This is a genomic window from Pseudarthrobacter sp. AG30 (assembly GCF_003116525.1).
Classification (GTDB): Bacteria; Actinomycetota; Actinomycetes; order Actinomycetales; family Micrococcaceae; genus Arthrobacter.
The window spans coordinates 12,124-32,278 of the sequence record NZ_QEHL01000002.1 but is presented as its reverse complement, the minus strand read 5'-3'; the positions used below and the strand labels follow the sequence as shown (position 1 = coordinate 32,278).

Annotated in this window: 20 protein-coding genes; 14 read left to right on the top strand and 6 right to left on the bottom strand. The window is 67.5% G+C overall.

From position 1 onward, the window contains the following. Positions 1-211 precede the first annotated feature (211 nt). The 4 genes from DC347_RS01835 to DC347_RS01820 all read left to right on the top strand — a co-directional run bounded on the left by DC347_RS01835 (position 212) and on the right by DC347_RS01820 (position 3,701). Entirely contained in the window at positions 212-1,672 is a 1,461-nt protein-coding gene (locus DC347_RS01835) for an LCP family protein (protein ID WP_109044411.1), read from the top strand. Between the two features lie 71 nt (positions 1,673-1,743). After that, positions 1,744-2,070: a helix-turn-helix transcriptional regulator gene (locus DC347_RS01830; RefSeq protein ID WP_026264332.1), complete on the top strand. Its 327-nt coding sequence runs from the start codon at positions 1,744-1,746 to the stop codon at positions 2,068-2,070. Next, entirely contained in the window at positions 2,067-2,774 is a 708-nt protein-coding gene (locus DC347_RS01825) for a cation transporter (RefSeq protein WP_018760619.1), read from the top strand. Before DC347_RS01830 ends, DC347_RS01825 begins: the two co-directional genes overlap by 4 nt. Positions 2,775-2,777: 3 nt before the next feature. Further along, complete coding sequence (locus tag DC347_RS01820) at positions 2,778-3,701, top strand: cation diffusion facilitator family transporter (RefSeq protein ID WP_018760620.1); 924 nt, start codon at positions 2,778-2,780, stop codon at positions 3,699-3,701. A gap of 51 nt (positions 3,702-3,752) precedes the next feature. Here the strand turns inward: DC347_RS01820 and DC347_RS21895 are convergent, their stop codons facing one another. Both DC347_RS21895 and DC347_RS01815 read right to left on the bottom strand, forming a co-directional pair. Beyond that, positions 3,753-4,049: an acyltransferase gene (locus DC347_RS21895; protein WP_240617669.1), complete on the bottom strand. Its 297-nt coding sequence runs from the start codon at positions 4,047-4,049 to the stop codon at positions 3,753-3,755. After that, complete coding sequence (locus DC347_RS01815; RefSeq protein ID WP_240617668.1) at positions 4,042-4,923, bottom strand: acyltransferase; 882 nt, start codon at positions 4,921-4,923, stop codon at positions 4,042-4,044. The genes DC347_RS21895 and DC347_RS01815 overlap by 8 nt, the downstream gene beginning before the upstream one ends. A 143-nt stretch (positions 4,924-5,066) precedes the next feature. Between DC347_RS01815 and DC347_RS01810 the strand changes: the two genes are divergently transcribed. Next, positions 5,067-5,804, top strand: coding sequence for a GAF and ANTAR domain-containing protein (locus tag DC347_RS01810; RefSeq protein WP_043423694.1), 738 nt, complete (start codon positions 5,067-5,069; stop codon positions 5,802-5,804). 303 nt (positions 5,805-6,107) lie between these two features. Here the strand turns inward: DC347_RS01810 and DC347_RS01805 are convergent, their stop codons facing one another. Then, entirely contained in the window at positions 6,108-7,556 is a 1,449-nt protein-coding gene (locus DC347_RS01805) for an FAD-dependent monooxygenase (RefSeq protein ID WP_109044265.1), read from the bottom strand. A 362-nt stretch (positions 7,557-7,918) separates the two neighbouring features. On the opposite strand from DC347_RS01805, the gene DC347_RS01800 reads away from it, so the two are divergent. The 4 genes from DC347_RS01800 (at position 7,919) to DC347_RS01785 (ending at position 10,982) form a co-directional block, all read left to right on the top strand. Then, positions 7,919-8,254, top strand: coding sequence for a YciI family protein (locus DC347_RS01800; RefSeq protein ID WP_018760625.1), 336 nt, complete (start codon positions 7,919-7,921; stop codon positions 8,252-8,254). Further along, complete coding sequence (locus DC347_RS01795) at positions 8,254-9,501, top strand: RNA polymerase sigma factor (protein WP_109044410.1); 1,248 nt, start codon at positions 8,254-8,256, stop codon at positions 9,499-9,501. Before DC347_RS01800 ends, DC347_RS01795 begins: the two co-directional genes overlap by 1 nt. 311 nt (positions 9,502-9,812) lie before the next feature. Further along, positions 9,813-10,442 (top strand): TMEM175 family protein, encoded by a 630-nt coding sequence (locus tag DC347_RS01790; protein ID WP_109044264.1) that lies wholly within the window; start codon positions 9,813-9,815, stop codon positions 10,440-10,442. Positions 10,443-10,619: 177 nt separating this feature from the next. Continuing rightward, a complete protein-coding gene (locus DC347_RS01785) occupies positions 10,620-10,982 on the top strand; it encodes a hypothetical protein (RefSeq protein ID WP_240617667.1) in 363 nt (120 codons plus the stop codon). 40 nt (positions 10,983-11,022) lie between these two features. Here the strand turns inward: DC347_RS01785 and DC347_RS01780 are convergent, their stop codons facing one another. Genes DC347_RS01780 through pdhA form a run of 3 tightly spaced genes read right to left on the bottom strand, consistent with a single transcriptional unit; the run spans position 11,023 to position 14,869 of the window. Beyond that, positions 11,023-12,531, bottom strand: coding sequence for a dihydrolipoamide acetyltransferase family protein (locus DC347_RS01780; protein WP_109044262.1), 1,509 nt, complete (start codon positions 12,529-12,531; stop codon positions 11,023-11,025). Between the two features lie 2 nt (positions 12,532-12,533). After that, positions 12,534-13,646, bottom strand: coding sequence for an alpha-ketoacid dehydrogenase subunit beta (locus DC347_RS01775; protein ID WP_109044261.1), 1,113 nt, complete (start codon positions 13,644-13,646; stop codon positions 12,534-12,536). Beyond that, positions 13,643-14,869, bottom strand: coding sequence for a pyruvate dehydrogenase (acetyl-transferring) E1 component subunit alpha (pdhA, locus tag DC347_RS01770; protein ID WP_018760631.1), 1,227 nt, complete (start codon positions 14,867-14,869; stop codon positions 13,643-13,645). The genes DC347_RS01775 and pdhA overlap by 4 nt, the downstream gene beginning before the upstream one ends. 160 nt (positions 14,870-15,029) lie before the next feature. Between pdhA and DC347_RS01765 the strand changes: the two genes are divergently transcribed. From DC347_RS01765 to DC347_RS01745, 5 genes are all read left to right on the top strand, one after another. Continuing rightward, positions 15,030-15,491: an Lrp/AsnC family transcriptional regulator gene (locus DC347_RS01765; protein WP_109044260.1), complete on the top strand. Its 462-nt coding sequence runs from the start codon at positions 15,030-15,032 to the stop codon at positions 15,489-15,491. 266 nt (positions 15,492-15,757) lie between these two features. Further along, complete coding sequence (locus DC347_RS01760; protein ID WP_109044259.1) at positions 15,758-16,210, top strand: hypothetical protein; 453 nt, start codon at positions 15,758-15,760, stop codon at positions 16,208-16,210. A 75-nt stretch (positions 16,211-16,285) separates the two neighbouring features. Beyond that, on the top strand, positions 16,286-17,422 hold the full coding sequence (locus tag DC347_RS01755; RefSeq protein WP_109044258.1) for a hypothetical protein: 1,137 nt from the start codon (positions 16,286-16,288) through the stop codon (positions 17,420-17,422). 1 nt (position 17,423) lies between these two features. Next, positions 17,424-17,912: a hypothetical protein gene (locus DC347_RS01750; protein WP_109044257.1), complete on the top strand. Its 489-nt coding sequence runs from the start codon at positions 17,424-17,426 to the stop codon at positions 17,910-17,912. Continuing rightward, the gene (locus DC347_RS01745; protein ID WP_109044256.1) at positions 17,909-20,014 is read left to right on the top strand and encodes an Ig-like domain-containing protein; all 2,106 of its coding nucleotides are present in this window, start codon (positions 17,909-17,911) and stop codon (positions 20,012-20,014) included. The genes DC347_RS01750 and DC347_RS01745 overlap by 4 nt, the downstream gene beginning before the upstream one ends. Positions 20,015-20,155 lie beyond the last annotated feature (141 nt).

Here is a 20,155-nt window from a genome sequence, read left to right as displayed (position 1 = left end):
CCGCCGAGAAAAAAGAGTACGCCCCCGCCGCCCGGGGACCGCACCGGCGCGGCCGGGAAACCGGCATTCTGGGGAAATTGCCAGCTTGGCCCTGTAGGGTAGCGGAAACCTGTCCCCTCCCGAAGGTCATTTCGTCGTGTTCGGTTCCAGAAAATCTCCCGGCCCGGAACAGGAAGGCTCCACTCCCGTTGCCTATCCGGGCCAAGGCGAGCTGTACGCCGCCAGTTCCCGCCACAGCAGGCCCCGCCGCCGTGCCCCGCGCTGGGTCAAGGCTGTGGTCGCCGTCGTCTCCGTGCTCCTCCTCGGCGTCCTGGCGTTCGGCGGCTACTGGGCCTGGCGCCTGCAGTCCAACATCAGCACCGCGGCGCTGACCGCCGGTGGCGAACGCACCGAAGGTGCGGTCAATGACAGCACGGACCGGATGCAGATCCTGGTGCTGGGCTCGGACACCCGGAGCGGGAACAACAGCGAGTACGGCAGCGCGGACGATTCCTCCGGCTACGGACAGTCCGACGTAATGATGCTGCTGGACATCTCGGCGGACAACAAACACGTCAACGTGGTGAGCTTTCCCCGCGACCTCCTGGTGAACATCCCGGCCTGCACGGACCCGAAGACCGGCCAGAAGTATCCCGCACAGCAGGGCGCCATGATCAACAGCGCCATGAAGCAGGCTGGAATCGGCTGCGCAGTGGACACCGTGAACAAGCTCACCGGCCTGGAGATCGACCACTTCATGATGGCCGATTTCAACGCCGTCAAGGAACTGTCCAACGCGGTGGGCGGCGTGGACGTATGTGTCAGCGACGCCGTGGACGATCCCGATTCCGGGCTGCACCTGCCCGCCGGCACCTCCCAGGTGCAGGGTGAACAGGCGCTGGCGTTCCTGCGCACCCGGCATGGTTTCGCCAACGGCGGGGACCTGGGCCGGATCAAGGCCCAGCAGGGATTCCTGGCCTCGCTGACCCGCAAACTCAAGTCCGAGGGAACACTCAGCAACCCGCAAAAGGTACTGACCATCGCTGATACGGTCACCAAGAACCTGACCGTGGATTCGGGGCTGTCCTCCGTGCCGTCGCTGCTGACCATCGCCAACCGGCTGAAGAACATCGATCCGGCGAGCGTCAACTTCATCACCACTCCCACCGTCCCGGCACCGCAGGACCCCAACAGGCTGGCCCTGGACGAGCCGGCGGCCGCCAACTTCTTCGCTGCACTGCGCAGCAATCCGGACCTGAGCCAGCCGGCCACCGCCGCCCCCACCCAGGCACCCGCGACACCCGCGGCACCCGCCTACGACAAGGCGCTGCAGCCGGTATCCGTTGCCAACGGCACCGGCGTGACGGCCCGAAGCACTGCCATCGCCGGCCTGTTGGCCGACGCCGGCTTCACCAAGGTGACCAAGCTCCAGGCCACCGTCCGCACCCAGACCATGGTCTACTACAGCGCCGGGTATGAAGACGTGGCAGCGGACGTCGCCGCACTGTTCGGCCTGCCGGCCGGCAGCGTCCAGCAGGTGGCCAACATCCAGGGCGTGCAGCTCTCTGCCGGCACCGACTTCGTGACGGGCACCAAGCCCGCCACACCGCCGTCGTCAGCTGATTCCGGGAGCGTGGTGGCGCAGACCGGAAGCGACCAGACCTGCCAGGCCACCAACACCTCCGGCTACTAGCAACCCGGGGACCGTCGCAGTCCCCAAAGTACACAGTTGCCTGAATACAGCCAGCTATGTACTTTGGGATCATGCAAACCCTCACGCAGGCTCCCGTGCTGGCCCGGTTCGGCTACGCGGTCTCAGACCCAACCCGCGCCCGTGTCCTCCTGGCGCTTTCCGGGGCAGCCTCGTACCCCTCGGACCTGGCGGACAGCCTCGGCGTGTCACGGCAGAGCATGTCCAACCACCTGGCGTGCCTGCGCGGCTGCGGCTTGGTGGTTGCTGTTCCGGACGGCCGGCGCACACGCTACGAGCTCGCGGATGCCCGGATCGGCCACGCCATCACGGACCTGATCAACGTGGTCCTGGCCGTGGACCCCACCTGCTGCGGCCCCGACGGGAACGTGGCGCGATGACAGCACTCCACATGCCCGGCACGGAACGCCGGCGGGTCCTCAGCCGCCGGATCCGGCTCTTTGCAGCGGCCACCATCACCTACAACGTCATCGAGGCCGCCGTGGCGCTGTGGGCGGGCGGGGTGGCCGACTCCTCGGCCCTGATCGGCTTCGGGCTGGACTCGGTGATCGAGGTGGCGTCCGCACTGGCGTTGTCCTGGCAGTTCTCCGCCAAGGACCCGGAGCGGCGCGAGCACCTGACGCTGCGGATCATCGCCGTGTCCTTCTTTGCCCTTGCCGCGTTCGTTGCCGTGGACGCCGTCCGCTCGCTGGCAGGCGCGGGAGAAGCGCAGCACTCGGTTCCCGGCATCGTCATCGCGGCCCTGAGCCTGGCCGTCATGCCCGTCCTGTCCTGGGCCCAGCGCCGTGCCGGCCGCGAACTCGGCTCCCGGACGGCAGTGGCCGATTCGAAGCAGACCCTGCTGTGCACCTACCTCTCCGCCGTGCTGCTGGTTGGCCTGGTCCTGAACAGCGCCTTGGGCTGGTGGTGGGCGGACGCCGGGGCAGCACTGGTCATTGCGGCAATCGCCGTCCGTGAAGGCGTCAGCGCGTGGCGCGGGGACCCCTGCTGCGCGGTTCCGCACGCGGAGCAGGACCCGGCCGGCGACGACTGCTGCGGGCCGGCTCCGCAGTCCTTGGGCATGCCCACCATGAGGAAAGGCTGACCCGTGGGCAGCGGACACAGCCACTCCCACGGCGGAGCCGACCACCACGGCCAGCGCGGAAAGCTGCTGCTGGTTTTCGGCATCACGTTTACCGTGATGCTGGCCGAGATCCTCGGAACGGTCCTGACCGGAAGCCTGGCCCTGCTGGCGGACGCCGGGCACATGTTCACCGATTCCGCGGGGCTCCTCATTGCCGTGATTGCGGCATCCCTTGCCCTGAAGCCTGCCACCCACACCCGCACCTGGGGTTACAAGCGCGCCGAAATCATCGCCGCGGCCGGGCAGGCCGCATTGCTGCTGGGCGTGGGCGGATTCGTCATTGTGGAGGGCATCCGCCGGCTGTTTGCCCCTCCCGAGGTGGGCGGCTCCCTCATGCTGTGGTTCGGCGTCATCGGCCTGGCCGGCAACGCGGTGGGGCTTGTGGTGCTCGCCTCCGGCCGTCACCACAACTTCAACATGAAGGCCGCGTTCCTCGAGGTGCTCAACGACGCCCTGGGTTCCATCGCGGTGATCGTGGCAGCACTGGTCATCGCCCTGACCGGCTGGACCCGGGCGGACGCCGTCGTGTCCCTGCTGATCGGTGCGCTGATCATCCCGCGCACCCTCAGCCTGCTCCGGGACACCGTGAACGTGCTGATGGAAAGTACTCCCCCGGGCCTGGACCTGGCCAAAGTACGGGAACACATCCTGGCCCTGCCGCACGTCATCGACGTCCACGACCTGCACGCTTCACTGGTGGCCTCGGGCGTTCCGGTGTTGTCCGCCCACGTCACCGTGCAGGATCAGTGCATGCGCGACGGGCACTCGGCAAGCATCCTGGCCGACCTGCAACGCTGCGTGGCCAAGGACTTCGACGTCAGCATCGAGCATTCCACCTTCCAGATCGAACCCGCTGCGCACCGTGACCAGGAAAGCATCCAGCACTGACGGCACAGGCCGCCTGCCGGCCGGGCCTTCGGCCGCCGCGAGCCGAGTGGCTCAGGCGGCCACCGGCTCCTTGGTGCGTTCCCGTGGTACCGGCTCGACGGCGGGTTCCAGCTTTGCGTTGGCCCACTGCCGGAGCGGCCGCTCCACAAAGCGGAACGACGCGTACGCCACCAGCACGGTGAGGACCGCGGTCAGCGCGATCCGGAGGGGCAAAGCCGGTATCAGCCGCATCAGCAACAGGTACACCGGCAAGTGCCAGAGGTACATCGCATACGACAGGTCGCGGCCGGGGTTGGCGAGCCACGGGTGGCTGAGGATCCGCGCCAGGAACCCTGCCGGCTCAAGCACCAAGGCTCCTATCAGCACCGCTGACAGCAGGGCGAGCACCGCGGGCCCGGCAGCCCAGAAAACCGTGAACCACACGCCAGGTGTGTCTGGTTCCCGGAACAGGAACAGGGCGGCCCCCAGAGTGATGGCCGCCAGCGGGGCTCCCCAGCGGGCCACGGACACCAAACCCACCGTGCAGCCGGGAGCCGGTCCGCACGGAGGTGAACAGCAGGGCCAGTGCGCAGCCAATCAGCAGCTCGTCGGCGCGGGTATCCGGGCCGTTGTAGATCCGGGCCAGCGGCTGGCCCTCGGTGACCAGCAGGATCCGGTTCAGCAGGAACGCGCCGGCCACCGCCAGCGTGGCGAAGGCGACGGTGCGGACCTTCCACAACCGGAGCATCACCAGCAGCAGGAGCGGCCACACCAGGTAGAACTGCTCCTCGACGGCCAGGGTCCAGGTGGGGCCCAGCGTTTCCCCGGCGATGGAGTCGCCGAACACGCCAAAGTGCGCCAGGTTCATCACGTAGGCCGCGGCCGGCAGGACGAAGCCCGCCTGTCCGCCCCAGCCCGAGGCCGGGAACAGGAGGCCTGCCACGAGGATCACCGCGCAGAGCGCCAGCAACGCCGGCCAGAGCCGGGCCAGGCGCTTGGCGTAGAAGATGCCCAGGTGGAGGCGGCCGGTGGTGCTCCACTCCTTCATGATCAGCAGCGTGATCACGAAGCCGCTGAGCGTGAAGAAGACGTCGACGCCGATGGATCCCCCGGGGACAAGATCGGTGGCCGTGTGAAAAAAGAACACTCCCGCCACGGCGATGGTGCGGAGCCCGTCCAGGGCATGCTTGCGCCCGGCGATGAGCCCCGTTCCGGGCAAGGCCGGGCGCTCCGCGGCTGACAAAATTCCACTGCTTGACCTAAAAACCACTAAGCAAGCATATATAACGTTTCCATAACTGCCCTGTGTGGAAGCTGGGCGGACGCTGAAAACGGGGCCCAACATCGTGGCTTGTGGCCGGCCGGCGCGCCTTCTACATTGAACACATGGTGGACCAGGACATGGCAGAAGATTTCGAGCGGCTCGTCGAACTGATCGGCGGCACGGAAGACATCAAATCCGTGTTGGACGCCATCACCACGTTTGCGGCGGCCACCATGACGGACACCACCGGCACGCCTATTGAATGCGCCGTGACCCTGCGCCGCCGCAAGCACACGGCCACCATTGGCGGCAGCAGCGATACTGCGGTGGTGCTGGACAGGATCGAGCAGACGCTGGGAGACGGGCCCTGCGTCGACGCGCTGGAGACCGGCGTCCCCGTCCTGCTGGGTGACGTGGACTCCGACCCCCGGTGGCCCGAGTACCGCCAGGCCCTCGCAGCCGCGGGCATCGCCAGCGCGCTGGGGGTGCCCATGAAACTGCAGGACGACGCCGGGGCCGTCCTGGATTTTTTCGCACCCGCCAGCGGGCTCTTCAGTGAGCGGGCGGTGTCCGAGGCGGTACGGTTTGCGGACATGGCGGGCATGGCCCTGCGCCTGGCCATCCGGATAGCGTCCGCGGACCAGCGTGCCGAGCACCTGAAGGCCGCGATGGACACCAGGACCGCGATCGACGTGGCCTGCGGGATCATCATGGCGCAAAACCAGTGCAGCAAGGACCAGGCGTTTGAAGTGCTCCGCCGGGCCTCCAACACGCGGAACCAAAAGCTCAACGATCTTGCCCAGTCGCTGGTGGACCGGTTCACGGGCTCCCAGCCCACAGCCGCCTACTTCGAGGATTGAGGTTGCACGCCGGCGGCGTTCCCCGCCGGCCCGGGAGCCAGCGACGCTGCTGACTCCCGGAGTGTACGGCGTGGATGTGGCCCACCCCCGAATCATGGATTTCCCTTGGGCCACATCCGCGCCAGCTAGGGGGGAGGCGGATGCACGCCCGGAAGCGGCTCGGGTATTGCGGGGAGTGCGGTCACGGATATCCTCAGACGGTGCGTTGCTGGCCGTCTGCCTGACCTTGGGCCAGCCTACAAGCACCTGCCTTCCGGCAACAACGTGCAAGCGCACAATTTTCTGTCAAGATCATGCAAGGATTCAGCGGGCTGGACCCAACCACTCCGCCATCGCTTCCGGCAGGCCCGACACCGAGTGCCCGCCGGCCCAGGCCACGTAGCCGTCCGGACGCACCAGCACTGCCGTCGGTGCAGGCACCACGCCCAGCACCGGAAGCTCCCACGCGCCGTCGTACGTCCCGGAAACCTGCCGCACCCGCCCAGTCCACGCGCCCGCGTCCAGGCCGGGACCGCCCAGTTCCAGCAGCACCGGCCGCGCCTGGTGCAACAGCTCATAAATCCGCACGGATCCCCCAACGGTGGCGATATCCAGGTCGGGCATCCGGCGTCCCACGAGGGGGTGGCCCGTGCCAGGACCGTAGGCGACGTCGAGGCCGGTGACCAGTGCCGTCACCGGATCGGCGGCGCCCTCGCGGCGGAGGACCTCATCCAGCAGGTCCCGCAACGCCTCCTGCCGGGGATCGGCCTTCTGGAACAGGGACTGCGCCATGGTGTATTTGAGCGCGCGGGCGCCTGCCGGGTGGCGTTCGGCATGGTAGGTGTCCAGCAGGTGGTCCCCGGCTATTCCGCGGACCACCTGCGCCAGCTTCCAACCGAGGTTCACGGCATCCTGGAGGCCCAGGCCAATGCCCTGCCCGCCGGTCGGGGAATGGACGTGGGCGGCGTCGCCGGCCAACAGGACGCGGCCCTTCCGATAGGACTCCGCCTGCCGGGTGGCGTCCGTGAAACGCGAGAGCCAGGCAGGGCTGTGCACGCCGAAGTCCGTGCCGAACACATCGGTCAAAGCGCGGCGCAGGTCCTCCAGCGTGGGCTCGGTGGCGGGACCCAGCTCCGCTTCGGTCACCACCACCCGGACCATGCCGTCCCCCATCGGGTACAGCCCGTGGATGCCGCGGGCATCCACTGTGCCCTGCTGCACGGGTTCGCCGGCCACCTTCACCTCCGCGATCAGGCTGCTGCGGGTGGCGTCCGGGCCGGGGAAGTTGATCCCCGCCGAGCGCCGCACCACGCTGCGTCCGCCGTCGGTGCCCACCACAAACCTGGCCCGCACGGGTCCGCCGCCGGCGAGCTGGACGTCGGCGCCGTCGTCGTCCGCAACCACGCCGGTGACCTCCACGCCCCGCCGGACCTGCACGCCCAGCTCCTCTGCCCAGCCCAGCAGCAGCCGCTCGATGTGGTTCTGGAACAGGGCCAGCGTGTACGGGTGGCGCGTGGGCAGGCCGGCCAGGTCCAGCTGGGTGGCGCCAAACGTTGCCGCCTGAACGGTCTTACCCTCGGCGAGGAACCGCTCCGCGATGCCGCGCTGGTCCAGCAGTTCAATGGTTCGCGCGTGGATTCCACCGCCGCGGGAACCGGCCAGTTCCTGGGACGGCCGCCGCTCCAACACCAGCGCCTCCACGCCCGCCAGGCGCAATTCCGCCGCGAGCATCAACCCCGTGGGCCCGCTCCCCACAATCACCACATCATGCATGTTGTCCCCGCCCGTTCCTGCACCCGCCAGCCGGGATGCGGCACCCAGTATGCGTCAGCCCGGGGGCCTTGCGGCAAGCCCCCCGGAGCGCGGTACCTTGGAAATACAGGGAAGACTGCCGCCTCTAAAGCAGGCGTGCCGCCTTCTCCAGGTTGGGGGTCCCTGAGAAGGCGGCACTGCGTCCAAAGTACTTGCCGGCGCCTGCGGCACAGCCCGCCGGCTGCTCTTTCGGCCGAAACTTTAACAATTCCTTTACGCCGTGCGACCTTTTTGAGAGCGTTGTCGATCCGGGCTTCCCCTGCGCGTCGTATGGGTAGGGGCTCCAAGAGTGGGCTCTTATTGACAAGCGAAGGGAGTTCAAAATGTCCAAGTATCTGATCCTGATTTACCAGGACGAAGCGGTGACCAGGCAGGCCGAAGGCGAGTCGATCAGCGCCAACTACCAGGAGTTCATGGAACGCCGCGGAGCGTCCCTGATCAGCGGCGCCGCCCTCCACCCGTCCTCCACGGCGACATCCATCCGGCGCGACGGGGCCGGCGGGTTCGTGGTGACGGACGGCCCCTTTGCCGAGTCGAAGGAGACCCTGGGCGGCTACTACCTGGTGGAGGCGGCCGACCTCGACGAAGCGCTCCAGATCGGCAAGGAGGTGCCCGCCGGCGTCGGGGTTGAGGTGTGGCCGGTCCGGGTGGTCAGCTGATGGCGCGGGCCGCCGGCTCGGAGGTTGCTGCCGCGGTTGCCGATGCGCACCGCCGGGAGTGGGCGTTCGTGCTGGCGGCCACGGTGCGGGTTGCCGGGGACATTGACGCCGCTGAGGAAGCCGTCCAGGACGCGTACGCCAGCGCCTTGTCCACGTGGGGCGGGAACGGCATCCCGAGCAATCCCGGGGCTTGGCTGACGGTGACGGCACGACGACGGGCCTTGGATATGCGGCGCCGTGCGGCAACGGCGCAACGGGCTCTGCCCAAGCTCCTTGGCCGTGAGGACGACGACGGCGGGTTCACAGATGGGGACGATATTCCGGATGACCGGCTGAGGCTGATTTTTACCTGTTGCCACCCTGCCCTTCCCCTTGAGGCACGGGTGGCCCTGACGCTGCGGCTGCTCTGCGGACTGTCCACGGCCGAGGTGGCGCGGGCGTTCCTGGTCCCCGAGGCCACCATGGCGGCCCGCATCACCCGGGCGAAGAAGAAGATCACGGCCGCTCACATCCCCTACCGGGTGCCGTCGGCGGAAGAGCTGCACGAGCGCGTGGACGGAGTCCTATCGGTGGTGTACCTCGTGTACACCACCGGGCACACGGCGCCGTCAGGAGCCGACCTGATGCGCCGGGACCTTGCCGAGCGCGGTGTGGAGCTTGCCCGGCTGCTGCGTGAACTGCTTCCTGCCGACCCCGATGTGGCCGGGCTCCTGGCCCTGGTCCTGCTGACAGAGGCGCGGCGGGGTGCCCGGGTGGACGGGAACCGGGACCTCGTCCTGTTGGAGAACCAGGACCGGTCCAAGTGGGACCGGCACGCCGTCACGGAAGGAGTGGCGCTCCTGCGCGAGGCGCTGGCGTCCCGGCCGCCCGGCCGCTTTGTCCTCATGGCAGCCATCGCTGCCGTCCATGACGAGAGCGGGTCCTGGTCCGGCACCGACTGGCAGGAGATCCTTGGCCTTTACGACCTGCTGATGGAGCGGTGGCCCTCCCCCGTGGTCCGGCTCAACCGGGCCATCGCCCTGGGCTTCGCGGTGGGGCCGTCCGAGGGGCTGGCAGAACTCGATGCGCTTGGCGCCGAGCCGCAGCTTGCCAGGTACCCGTACCTGGCTGCGGCGCGCGGTGACTTCCTGGTTCGGCTGGGCCGGCCGGATGAGGCGCGGGTGGCGTTCGAGGAGGCATTGATCCTGACGGACAACGAAGCCGAGCAGCGTTTCCTCTGTGCCCGCCTGTCCGGCCTGGCCGGCTGACGCCGCCAGTTGCCGGTTCGCCGTGGCCCGCGGCAAAGGGAAAGCCCCTCCTAGGAGGGGCTTTCAACGTAGTGGTTGTCACTTGGCTTCCGATAGTGGTCGGTGTTGATGCACTCCCCCTTCCCGGACGCCCCCGGGCGCCCATCCGGACTATGACCTAAATCACTTTAGTGACCTCCGGCTAGGGCGTAAAGACCCTAATCGAAAAAAGGCACGGCGTTCGACGGCGGGGCGCGGCCGGCGTCTGACATCGCAGCGACCGGTGCCCAAGCCAGCGACCGGGCATTATGCTTCTGACGGAGGGCAGAACTGTGAACAAAAACCGGCTTGAGGCGTTCAGCGATGGCGTGCTGGCAATCATCATCACCATCATGGTGCTGGAGCTGCGAGTACCTGAGGAGCCCACATGGCATGGCGTCGCCGGGGTGCTGCCCACCTTGCTCAGCTACCTGCTCAGCTTCGTCTATGTGGGGATCTACTGGAACAACCACCACCACCTGATCCAGATTGCGGACCGCGTCAACGGTGCCATCCTCTGGGCCAACCTGCACCTGCTGTTCTGGCTCTCCCTGTTCCCCTTTACCACCCGGTGGATGGATGAGTCCGGGTTCGTAGAGGTGCCGGTGCTGGTCTACGGCATCAACCTTCTCGCCGCAGCCATCGCTTTCTACATCCTGGAGCAGGCACTCATCCGCGAACAGGGCAAAACCGGGGCCGTCGCCCAGGCCCTGGGGCGCGACTGGAAAGGCAAGGCCTCGCCACTGATCTACCTCGTCGGCATAGCCCTGGCGCTCGCCCAGCCGCTCCTGGGTATCGCCGTGTACACGGTGGTGGCGCTGATCTGGCTGGTCCCGGACCGCCGCGTGGAGCACTTCGTGTACCGCGCCCACCAGCCCGGCGACGCCAGCGGCCAGGACCTTCCCGGCCACACCACGCCCTAGGCTTCCTTTCGGCGGGACCTATTCCTCTGGTCCGGGACCATCCCCGGAGATGCACTGGTACCAGCAGGTGCCAGTGCATCCCGCCCGAAAGGAACGCAGAATGGCCAAGGACACCGCGCTGGCCGCTGAGGGGACTCCCGAAGCAGCCCCGGGGTCACGATGGGAAGCCGTGGCAACGTGACAGCCACGAAACACAATCCGTCCGCCGTGGCAGCAATCAAGGCAGTCCACACTCTCGCGTGGCTGTCGATTGAGCTGTGCGTCGTCTACGTGCTCGTCACCGGCTTGGCCGGGCGGACCGACAAGCGCGTCGGCATGGCGGCGGCAGTGGTCGCCGCCGAAACCCTGGTATTTGCCGCCAACGGATTCCATTGCCCCCTCACCGGCCTCGCGAAACGGTACGGCGCCGAAACCGGCTCGGTCACGGACATCTACCTGCCAAAATGGTTCGCCCACAACCTTCCGGCCATCCACACTCCCCTGCTGGTGCTGATGGCCTACCTCCACATAAGGAACATCCGCCGAGGGCTGGCCGGCTAAGGGCCAACCTACCGGCGGCGCTCGTCGAACGTGGAGGAGCTCAGATGTCCGCCAGCAAGGACGTGGGGTTTTCGATGGCGTCCGCCACGAAGCGGAGGAAGCCGCCGGCGGTGCCGCCGTCGCACACCCGGTGGTCGAAGGTGAGGGTGAGCTCGGTGACCTTACGGACAGCGAGCTCGCCGTTGACCACCCAGGGCTTGTCGATGATGCGGCCCACCCCGAGGATGCCCACCTCCGGGTGGTTGATGATCGCAGCGGATCCGTCCACGCCGAATACGCCGTAGTTGTTCAGGGTGAAGGTGCCGCTGCCGAGTTCGGCGGGTGTCGCCTTGCCGTCCCGGGCCACCTGCGTGAGGCGGCGGATTTCCGCGTCCAGTTCCCGGGCGCTGAGTTTCTCGGCGCCGCGGACGGAAGGCACCACCAGGCCACGCTCGGTCTGGGCCGCGAAGCCGAGGTTGATCCCGTCGAACGAGACGATCTCCTGCGAGCCGTCCTCCGCCGTTTCGATCCGCGTGTTCAGTTCCGGGTACTTCTTCAGCCCGGCGGTGACGAACCGGGCGATGAAGGCGAGCAGGCCCGGAGCTTCCCCACCCTTGGCTTTGAGTCCTTCCCGCAGCTCCATCAACGCCGTGGCATCCACATCCACCCACACGGTCGCTTCCGGGATTTCCGAGCGGCTGCGCGCCATGTTCGCGGCCACTGCCTTCCGGACACCGCGGACAGGAGTGCGGGCGGAGACGGCAAGACCCGTACGGGGGTCTGCGGTTTTGGTTTCGACAGGCTCAGCCACCGGGGTGCGCCTGGTTGCCGCCTGCTCGACCGCCGGGGTGGAGATGGCCGCTTCGACGTCGCGGCGCATGATGAGGCCACTGTCGCCGGAGCCTTGGAGGCCGCCGAGATCGACGCCATGCTCCCGGGCCATGCGCCGGACCAGCGGTGAAATCACCGCGCCGAGCTTGCCGGGGACGCGGGTGCGCAGGAGGCTGAGGTCGTCCTCGGTGGTGCTGACAGGCTTGGTTTCGACAGGCTCAACCACCGAGAGCGAGGCTTTGGGAGCACGGGTGCGCCGGGCAACGCCGTGACCGCCGGGAGTGCCGTAACCAATCAGGACATTCCCTGAGCCGGCCTTCTCCTCTTCCCGGTAAGTCTCGGCTGCCGCCTCTGAGGCAGCTGGCGCGGATGATGCCGCCCCGGGAGTGGCATCGGGCCTTCCTGAGCCGGACGACATGCTGCTTGCAGCATGGTCGTCCGGCGAAGGGGCGGGGGCGGCGTCATCCGCGTCAGCCCCACCGGCGGCACCAGTAAAGAGCGGCGTCACCGAGATCAGCGGCTTCCCCACATCCAGGGTCTCCCCCGGCTTCCCATGCAGCTCGGTGACGATCCCCGCGTACGGGCACGGGACCTCGACGGCGGACTTGGCGGTTTCCACCTCGGCGATCGGCTGGTCAACAACAATCATGTCCCCCACCGAAACGTGCCAGGCAACGAGTTCGGCTTCGGTCAGGCCTTCGCCCAGGTCCGGCAACAAAAACACACGTGCTTGGCTCATGGTCAGTTCTCCCACTGAAGGTCGTCGACGGCGTCGAGGATGCGGTCCACGCCGGGCAGGTAGTACTTCTCGAGTTTGGGCGCGGGGTACGGGACGTCGAACCCGGTGACCCGGCGGATGGGGGCGGCCAGGTAGTGGAAGCAGCGTTCCTGGACCCGGGCCACGATCTCGGAGGACACGGACGCGAAGCCGTGTGCCTCGGCGATCACCACGGCCCGGCCGGTCTTGCGGACAGACTCACACACGGTGGCGTCGTCGAACGGCACGATGGTCCGCACGTCGATGACTTCCAGCGAGCGCCCTTCCAGCGCGGCCGCTTCGGCGGCGGCGAGCGCGGTGGGGACGGACGGGCCGTAGGCAATCAGCGTGGCATCCGTTCCGGGACGGGCGACGGCGGCCCGGCCTTCGGAGGTGTGTCCCGTCGTCGTGCCTTCCGCATGAAGGCGCCGCAGCTCACCCAAGTCCACCTGGTCCTTGGTCCAGTACATCTTCTTGGGTTCCATGAAGATGACGGGGTCGTCGGAGTCGATGGCTTCGCGGAGCATCCGGTAGCCGTCCGCCACGGTGGCGGGGGTGTACACCTTCAGGCCGGCGGTGTGGGCGTAGTAGGACTCGGAGGAATCGCAGTGGTGTTCCACTCCGCCGATGCCGCCGCCGTACGGGATGCGGATGACCAGGGGCAGTTTCACGGCCCCCTTGGTGCGGTTGTGCATCTTGGCTACGTGGCTGACAATCTGCTCGAACGCGGGGTACGCGAACGCGTCGAACTGCATCTCGATCACCGGGCGCATCCCGTTGATCGCCATGCCGACGGCCATGCCCACAATGCCGGATTCGGCCAGCGGAGTGTCGAAGCAGCGCTGTTCGCCGAACGTGGCGGTGAGGCCGTCGGTGATGCGGAAGACGCCGCCCAGCATGCCCACGTCCTCGCCGAAGACCAGGACGGAGGAGTCGGCGTGCATGGCGTCGGCGAGCGCCGTGTTCAGGGCCTTGGCCATGGTGACCGGCTGCGGGCCGGCGGCTTCGGCGGACGCCGCCGCGGAGGCTGCGGCCCGGGCGGTGGCGGCGGAAACGTTGCCGTTGGCCTCGGATGAGGTGGTGATGGTGGGGCTCACTTGCCGGCCTCCTGTGAATCAGTAGCTGCTGCGTCGCGGGCGAGTTCGTCGGCGAGCATGGCGGATTCTTCCGCCAGCTGCGGTGTCTGCCGGTCGAAAACGTGGCGGAACAGTTCCTGCGGGTCGACGGGAACGTCCTCGCTGAGGCCTTCGCGGAGCTGCGCGGCAACGGCCTCGGCGTGTTCACGGATGCGGGCCTCGCCGTCGTCGTCCAACAACCCGCGGTCCGTGAGGTACGTGCGCATCCTGTTGACCGGGTCCTTGGCCCGCCACTCGGCAACCTCGCTGTTTTCGCGGTAGCGGGTGTCGTCGTCGGCGTTCGTGTGGGCCTGCATGCGGTACGTGTTCGCTTCCACCAGCAGCGGGCCGGAGCCTTCACGGGCGAGCTTGACGGCGCGGTCCAGGACGGCGAGGAGCGCCACGACATCGTTTCCGTCCACGCGCTCGCCGGCCATGCCGTAGCCCACGGCCTTGTGCGCGAGCGACGGCGCCACGGACTGGTGCGCCAGCGGCACCGAGATGGCGTACTTGTTGTTCTGGACGAAGAAGATCACCGGCAGGTGGAAGACGGCGGCGAAGTTGAGGGCCTCATGGAAGTCGCCTTCGCTGGTGGCGCCGTCGCCGCACATGGCCAGGACCACGGTGTCCTCGCCGCGGAGCTTGGCGGCGTGGGCCACCCCCACGGCGTGCAGCAGCTGGGTGGTCAGCGGGGTGCACTGGATGCCCACCTTGTTTTCGAGGGGGTCGTAACCGCCGTGCCAGTCGCCGCGGAAAATGGTCATCACCTGCACCGGGTCCACGCCACGGGTCATGACGGCCACGGCGTCACGGTAGGTGGGGAACATCCAGTCGGCGTCGGAGAGGCACAGGGCGGCGGCAACCTGGCAGGCTTCCTGCCCGTGGCTGGAGGGGTAGACGGCCATCCGGCCCTGCCGGACCAAGGCGGAGTTCTGGTCGTTGACGCGGCGGCCGACGACGAGTTGCTCGTAGGCTGCCAGCAGTTCCTTGTCGCCGGGCACGGGGTATTCGTGGCCGGGCTGGGTGCCCTGCTCACCTTCGGGGATGAGCCGGCCGTCCGGGTCTACCATCTGGATCTGGTGCCGGGCGGGGAGCATGTAGTCCTCCACCGTGATGCCGAACTTCTTCACAGCTTCGGTCAGCGCGTTTCCTGCTGGCTCGGTGCTGGTGGTGTCCGGCGCGGTGTGGTCTGCGGAGATCGTCATTGGTCCGTCCTTCGGTTGCCACTATTCGCTCCCAGTATGGTCCCGCAGCAGGTTTCGTATCTACCGGGTGGGCAAATCGTGGAGAAGCTGCTTCAAAGCGCCTACTATGGGAGACGATTTGTAACTGTGACGTGGATTACCGACGGGAGCCGTGGACAAAATGCCGGGCAAGGATGCAGCAGCCGAGGTCCCGCTGGACGACATTGACCGCCGAATCATCAGTGAGCTCACCCGGGACGGACGGATGTCCGTGACCCAGGTGGCGGAAAACGTGCACATCTCCCGGGCACATGCCTACTCGCGGATCGCCCGGCTGACCGGCGACGGGGTGCTGACCCGCTTCACCGCACTGGTAGACCCCATCAAGGCAGGGCTGAAGTCATCGGCCTATGTCACCCTCAAGCTGAAGCAGGACTCCTGGCGGGAACTTCGGGACCAGCTGGGCGCCATCCCGGAGGTACACCATATCGCCCTGGTGGGCGGTGATTTCGACGTGATCCTCCTGGTCCGGGCCGTGGACAACATCGACCTTCGCCGGGTCATTTTCGACCAACTGCAGACCATGCCGGGCGTCCTGGATACGCAGACTTTCCTGGTGTTCGAGGACGTGGATACGCGGTAGAAGCGGGCTAAGTCGCCGACCACCCCTTGCCGTCGGCGCCGGGAGGTGATGCCGACGCGCAGGGCAGGGCGTTGCCCACCCGTGCGAGTACCCGCCCGCCGATCCAAGTAGCGGTCAATTCCAGTCGCTGGAAATTCGGGTACCACTACGTGTTGTTGCGCCCCTTTGCGTTCGCAAATATTGGGTCATCGATCCACCGGAAGGCACCTCGATGGAGCCACCTATGGGGGAACGGGTTCTCAATCACACACACAAGGAGTCTTTCCATGCGCCCAATGACCAAGAAGAACAAGATCGCCGCCGTCGCCATGTCCGCAGCCCTGGTGGCTGTTGGTGGCGGTGCCGCGTATGCCTACTGGAGCACCACGGGCGGTGGTAACGGCTCCGCGGCAGCCTCCTCCGGCACCAGCCCCGTCACCATCAACGTGACCGTGGCGCCGGGCGTTGCCCCAGGCACGCCCCAGGCCATCACCTACACAGCCACCAACCCGAACAGCAGCAGCACGACGGTGACGCTGGCCACCCCGGTAGTCACCACCAACAAGTCCGGCTGCCTGCCCGATTGGTTCTCCGCCACTGCGCCGGCCGGCACCACAACCGTCCTCGCCGGTGCAACCACGGCGTTGGGCGGCGGAACGCTGACCCTCAACGATGACCCGGCCACCAACCAGGATGCCTGCAAGGGCGCAACCATCACCGTGACCGTCGGCAGCAACTAACCAACAGCTGGCCGGGGGCGGCGCAATCCGCCCCCGGCCTGCCGTCGTCTGCACCAAGGAACAAGGGGGCACAAGGTGCACAAGCAGGACGGGCCATCGCGGCACGGCACAAGGAACGGCATCAGGGCAGCGCTGATAGCGCTGCTGTTGCTGCTGGGCAGTGCGGGGGCGCTGATCGCGGCATCGAACAATCCAAAACCGGGCATCACTGTGCAGGTCTCCCCTGCCAGCCAGTCCGTCCAGCAGGGCCAGTCGGCCTCCTACACGGTGACGGTGACGTCCACCGGAGGCTTCAGCGGAGCCGTCAACCTGGCCACCGCGGGACTCCCGGCCGGCGCGGCGGCCGCCTTCACGCCGTCGTCCGTCACCCTGACCTCCGGCAGCACCGCGACCGCAACGTTGAACGCCACCACCAGCGCCAGCACGCCGGCCGGGACCAATGCCCTGACCATTACCGGGACCAGCGGCAAGGTGTCCGGCAGCGTGGACGCCAGCCTCACCGTGAACTACAAGATGTCCTCCGCGCTCTCGGTGGCCGCCACACCGGATTCCGTCACCGTCCCGCCCGGGGCAACGGCCGTCTACACGCTGCAGTTGGCCCGCAACAACTTCCCCGCCGCCGTCTCCTTCAGCGTCCAGGGCGGACTGCCCGCCGGCGCCACGGCAACGTTCTCTCCCAGCCCGACAACGGGAAATTCGAGCACCCTCCAGGTGGCAACCACGGCCGCCTCACCAACCGGCAGCTACAACCTGTACCTGGTGGGGACCGGAAAGGACGCTGCCGGGAAGTCGCAGTACGCCTACGCGAACGTCCAGCTGGTCCTGGATTCGACCATCAAGCAGTTCACCCTCTCCGGTAACGTGCCCGGGACTCTGTCGCCCGGTACCTCGGCCGCACTGGACCTGCAGATCAGCAACCCGAACAACAAATCTGTTTCCCTGACCAACCTGTCCGTAGCTATCGCGGGGGTTACCAGGAGCGCGGATGCCACAGCGAGGAACCTGGCGTGCACGGCGGCCGATTTCGCCCTCACCCAGTACAGCGGCCCGTACCCCCTGATGGCGCCGACTGGCAGCAGTTCGCTGTCCGGTCTCCGCCTGGCACAGTCTGCTTGGCCGCGGGTGGGGATGCTGGACAGTTCCAGGAACCAGGACGGTTGCAAAGGCGCAACCCTCCAGCTCACGTACTCGGGATCAGGACAGGGGAACTGAGATGACCAGCATCCACAGGCATCGCGGCATCAAGGCCGCGGCCCTCGCCGGGCTCCTGGCCACTGCCGGCGCCGGTACCGCCTACGCCTACTGGTCCGCGGCAGGCGGAGGCTCCGGGTCCGCCGCGGCCGGCACCATGCAGGCAGTCACAGTCGACGCCCTGGTGGCCGGCGACAACCCGAAGACGGCCCTCATCCCGGGCGGCAGCGCCGACGTCGTGCTCCGCCTGACCAATCCCAACCCGTATTCGGTGCAGGTTTACGGCGTCACGGCGAACGGCCCCGCCGCCGCTGATGCCGCGCATCCGGGCTGCACCACCACCGGTGTCCGCTTCGCGGGTGCCGCGCCGCTCGCTCCCGCAACGTACGTTGCCGCCAACTCATCAGCACTCATCACCCTCCCCGGAGCGGCCACCATGGACACCACTTCCCTCGCCGCCTGCCAGGGCGCAACCTTCAGCGTCCCCGTGACGGCGGAGGTGCGGAAATGAGGTTCCTCCTGCTGCGCCGCCCGTCCCGCCGGCTGCCTTGGATCGTTACCGCCCTGCTGCTCCTGCTGGGAACGGGCACCGCCGCCTACGCGTTTTGGGCCTCAAGCACCAGCAGCAGCAACGCGGCCGCCGCTGCAGACACGCTCTCACCAGGATCGAAGCCTGCGGTCACCGCCGCCGGCTCCGCATTAACGGTCACCTGGGCCGGCGGCACCACGGTGAACGGACGCGCCGCCACCGGCTACACCGTTGCACGCTATTCGGCGGCCACCGGCGGCACGGCTACCCCGGCCACGGGCGGCTGTGCCGGGACCGTCACCACGCTTACCTGCACGGAACAGTCTGTGCCCGGCGGCCTCTGGTACTACACGGTGACGCCTGCGATCGCCCTGTGGACCGGCGCCGAGAGCCCGCGAAGCAACGGCACCAGCAGTGACTCCACCGCACCGGTGGCCACCGTTTCCGGGATCTCGCCCACGCCCAACGCGGCCGGCTGGAACACCACAAGCCCCGTCAGCGTGACGGTCACGGCAGATGACGGGGCCGCCGGGTCCGGCGTCGCCTCCATTTCCTACGTGCTCGACGGCGGCGCGCAGCAGACGGTCAGCGGCGCTGTGGCCGTTGTCCCCGTCAGCGGCGACGGGACCCACACGCTCACATACTTCGCCACGGACAACGTGGGCAATGCCGGGTCCGCGCAGAGCCAGACAGTGCGGATCGACACCCAGGCACCGGCCGCGCCGGCGTTCACCCCTCCGGCGTACGTGAATGCCGGCAACGTTGGAGCCGTGCCGCTGACAGGCACCGCTGAGGCGGGGTCCAAGGTGACGCTTGTTGCCAGTGACGCGGGTACGGCGCATTCTGTTACGGCCACCGTGACGGCATCCGGGGCGGGTACCTGGTCTGCATCCCTGGACTTGACCAGCCTGAACCAGGGCACCGTCACCTACTCGGCCACGGCCACGGACGCCGCGGGCAATACCAGCCCGGCCAGGACGGCTACTGCCACGAAGGACACGGTGGCTCCGGCCGCAGCGCAGTTCTCGAGCGTGCCGCAATACGTGAACAGTGCCGGGGTTGGTTCGGTTCCCATTTCCGGCACCGCTGAAACCGGCGCGGTGGTGACCGTTTCGGCGATGAGCCCGGGTTCAGCCGCAGCGGTTACCGGCACGGCGACTGCCACGGCTTCAGGCTGGGCGGTGAATCTCAACCTCACGTCCCTGAGGGACGGAACGGTGACGTACACGGTCACCGTGGCGGACTCCGCGGGCAACACTAGCGCCCCTGCCACCGCGACCGATACGAAGGACACCGTGGCACCCGTCCTGACCATCACGGCGCCGATGTTCGTGAACCTCAGCAGCAACGTGGCGGCGGTCCCGGTCAGCGGAACCACCGAGGCGGGGACGGTCGTGAACGTGACGGTCAGGAACGGAGTCTCGCAAAGTGTCACCAAGCAGGTCACAGCCACCGGGACGGCCTGGTCCACCACCATGGACCTGTCCTCCCTGACCGACGGCACCCTGACTTACACGGCGGCTGCAACTGATGCTGCAGGAAACCCCGGGACGGCCACTGCTTCCGGCATTACCGCGAAGGACATGGTGGCTCCGACGGTTACCGCGGTCACGCTGGTGAACAGCGGGGGCACGTTGGGCAAGGTGGAACAAGGGGACTCGCTGACAATCCAGTTCTCCGAACAGATCGACGCAACGAAGATCTGCTCTAACTGGACCAACAGCGGAACTCAGACTCTGAGCGGCAACAACAACGTCACCGTGAACATCAGCACTGCCAACCTACTGACGGTGACCAGTACAAGTTGCACCTTGAACCTGGGCTCGATTGCCCTGGGATCCAACGCCAAGTACGCGTCAGCCGGCGCCCTCAGCTTCAGCGGCAATGGCAACGCGAGCAACATGAGCTCCGTAACCTGGGACGGGTCCAGCATCCTCACCATCAAACTGGGCAAGTCCGGCGGAGGGACCTCCGGGACCACCACCACCCCGGACGCTCCCACCTACACCCCCGGGACCGGCTTTGCCGACCCGGCGGGCAACCCGCTCGGTTCATTCGCACTCACGGCAACATCTCGTTTCTAGGCCCGGCGCAGCGGCTCCCCGTCGGTTCGTTGCCGGGGAGCCGCTGCGGCTTTTCGAGACATGTGGGTTTCCCGGTCACTTCCGGCAGCGCACCACCAAAACCGATTTGCCCGTGCGTATTGATAAACACAGTGGTTCAAT

What these genes read in the sequence shown, in the direction of transcription:
- DC347_RS01745 (WP_109044256.1), top strand. Translation starts at nt 17,909, where the DNA reads ATGAGGTTCCTCCTGCTGCGCCGCCCGTCCCGCCGGCTGCCTTGGATC.
- DC347_RS01750 (WP_109044257.1), top strand. Translation starts at nt 17,424, where the DNA reads ATGACCAGCATCCACAGGCATCGCGGCATCAAGGCCGCGGCCCTCGCC.
- DC347_RS01780 (WP_109044262.1), bottom strand. Translation starts at nt 12,531, where the DNA reads ATGAGCCAAGCACGTGTGTTTTTGTTGCCGGACCTGGGCGAAGGCCTG.
- DC347_RS01810 (WP_043423694.1), top strand. Translation starts at nt 5,067, where the DNA reads ATGGTGGACCAGGACATGGCAGAAGATTTCGAGCGGCTCGTCGAACTG.
- DC347_RS01765 (WP_109044260.1), top strand. Translation starts at nt 15,030, where the DNA reads ATGCCGGGCAAGGATGCAGCAGCCGAGGTCCCGCTGGACGACATTGAC.
- DC347_RS01800 (WP_018760625.1), top strand. Translation starts at nt 7,919, where the DNA reads ATGTCCAAGTATCTGATCCTGATTTACCAGGACGAAGCGGTGACCAGG.
- pdhA (WP_018760631.1), bottom strand. Translation starts at nt 14,869, where the DNA reads ATGACGATCTCCGCAGACCACACCGCGCCGGACACCACCAGCACCGAG.
- DC347_RS01830 (WP_026264332.1), top strand. Translation starts at nt 1,744, where the DNA reads ATGCAAACCCTCACGCAGGCTCCCGTGCTGGCCCGGTTCGGCTACGCG.
- DC347_RS01805 (WP_109044265.1), bottom strand. Translation starts at nt 7,556, where the DNA reads ATGCATGATGTGGTGATTGTGGGGAGCGGGCCCACGGGGTTGATGCTC.
- DC347_RS01760 (WP_109044259.1), top strand. Translation starts at nt 15,758, where the DNA reads ATGCGCCCAATGACCAAGAAGAACAAGATCGCCGCCGTCGCCATGTCC.
- DC347_RS01825 (WP_018760619.1), top strand. Translation starts at nt 2,067, where the DNA reads ATGACAGCACTCCACATGCCCGGCACGGAACGCCGGCGGGTCCTCAGC.
- DC347_RS01795 (WP_109044410.1), top strand. Translation starts at nt 8,254, where the DNA reads ATGGCGCGGGCCGCCGGCTCGGAGGTTGCTGCCGCGGTTGCCGATGCG.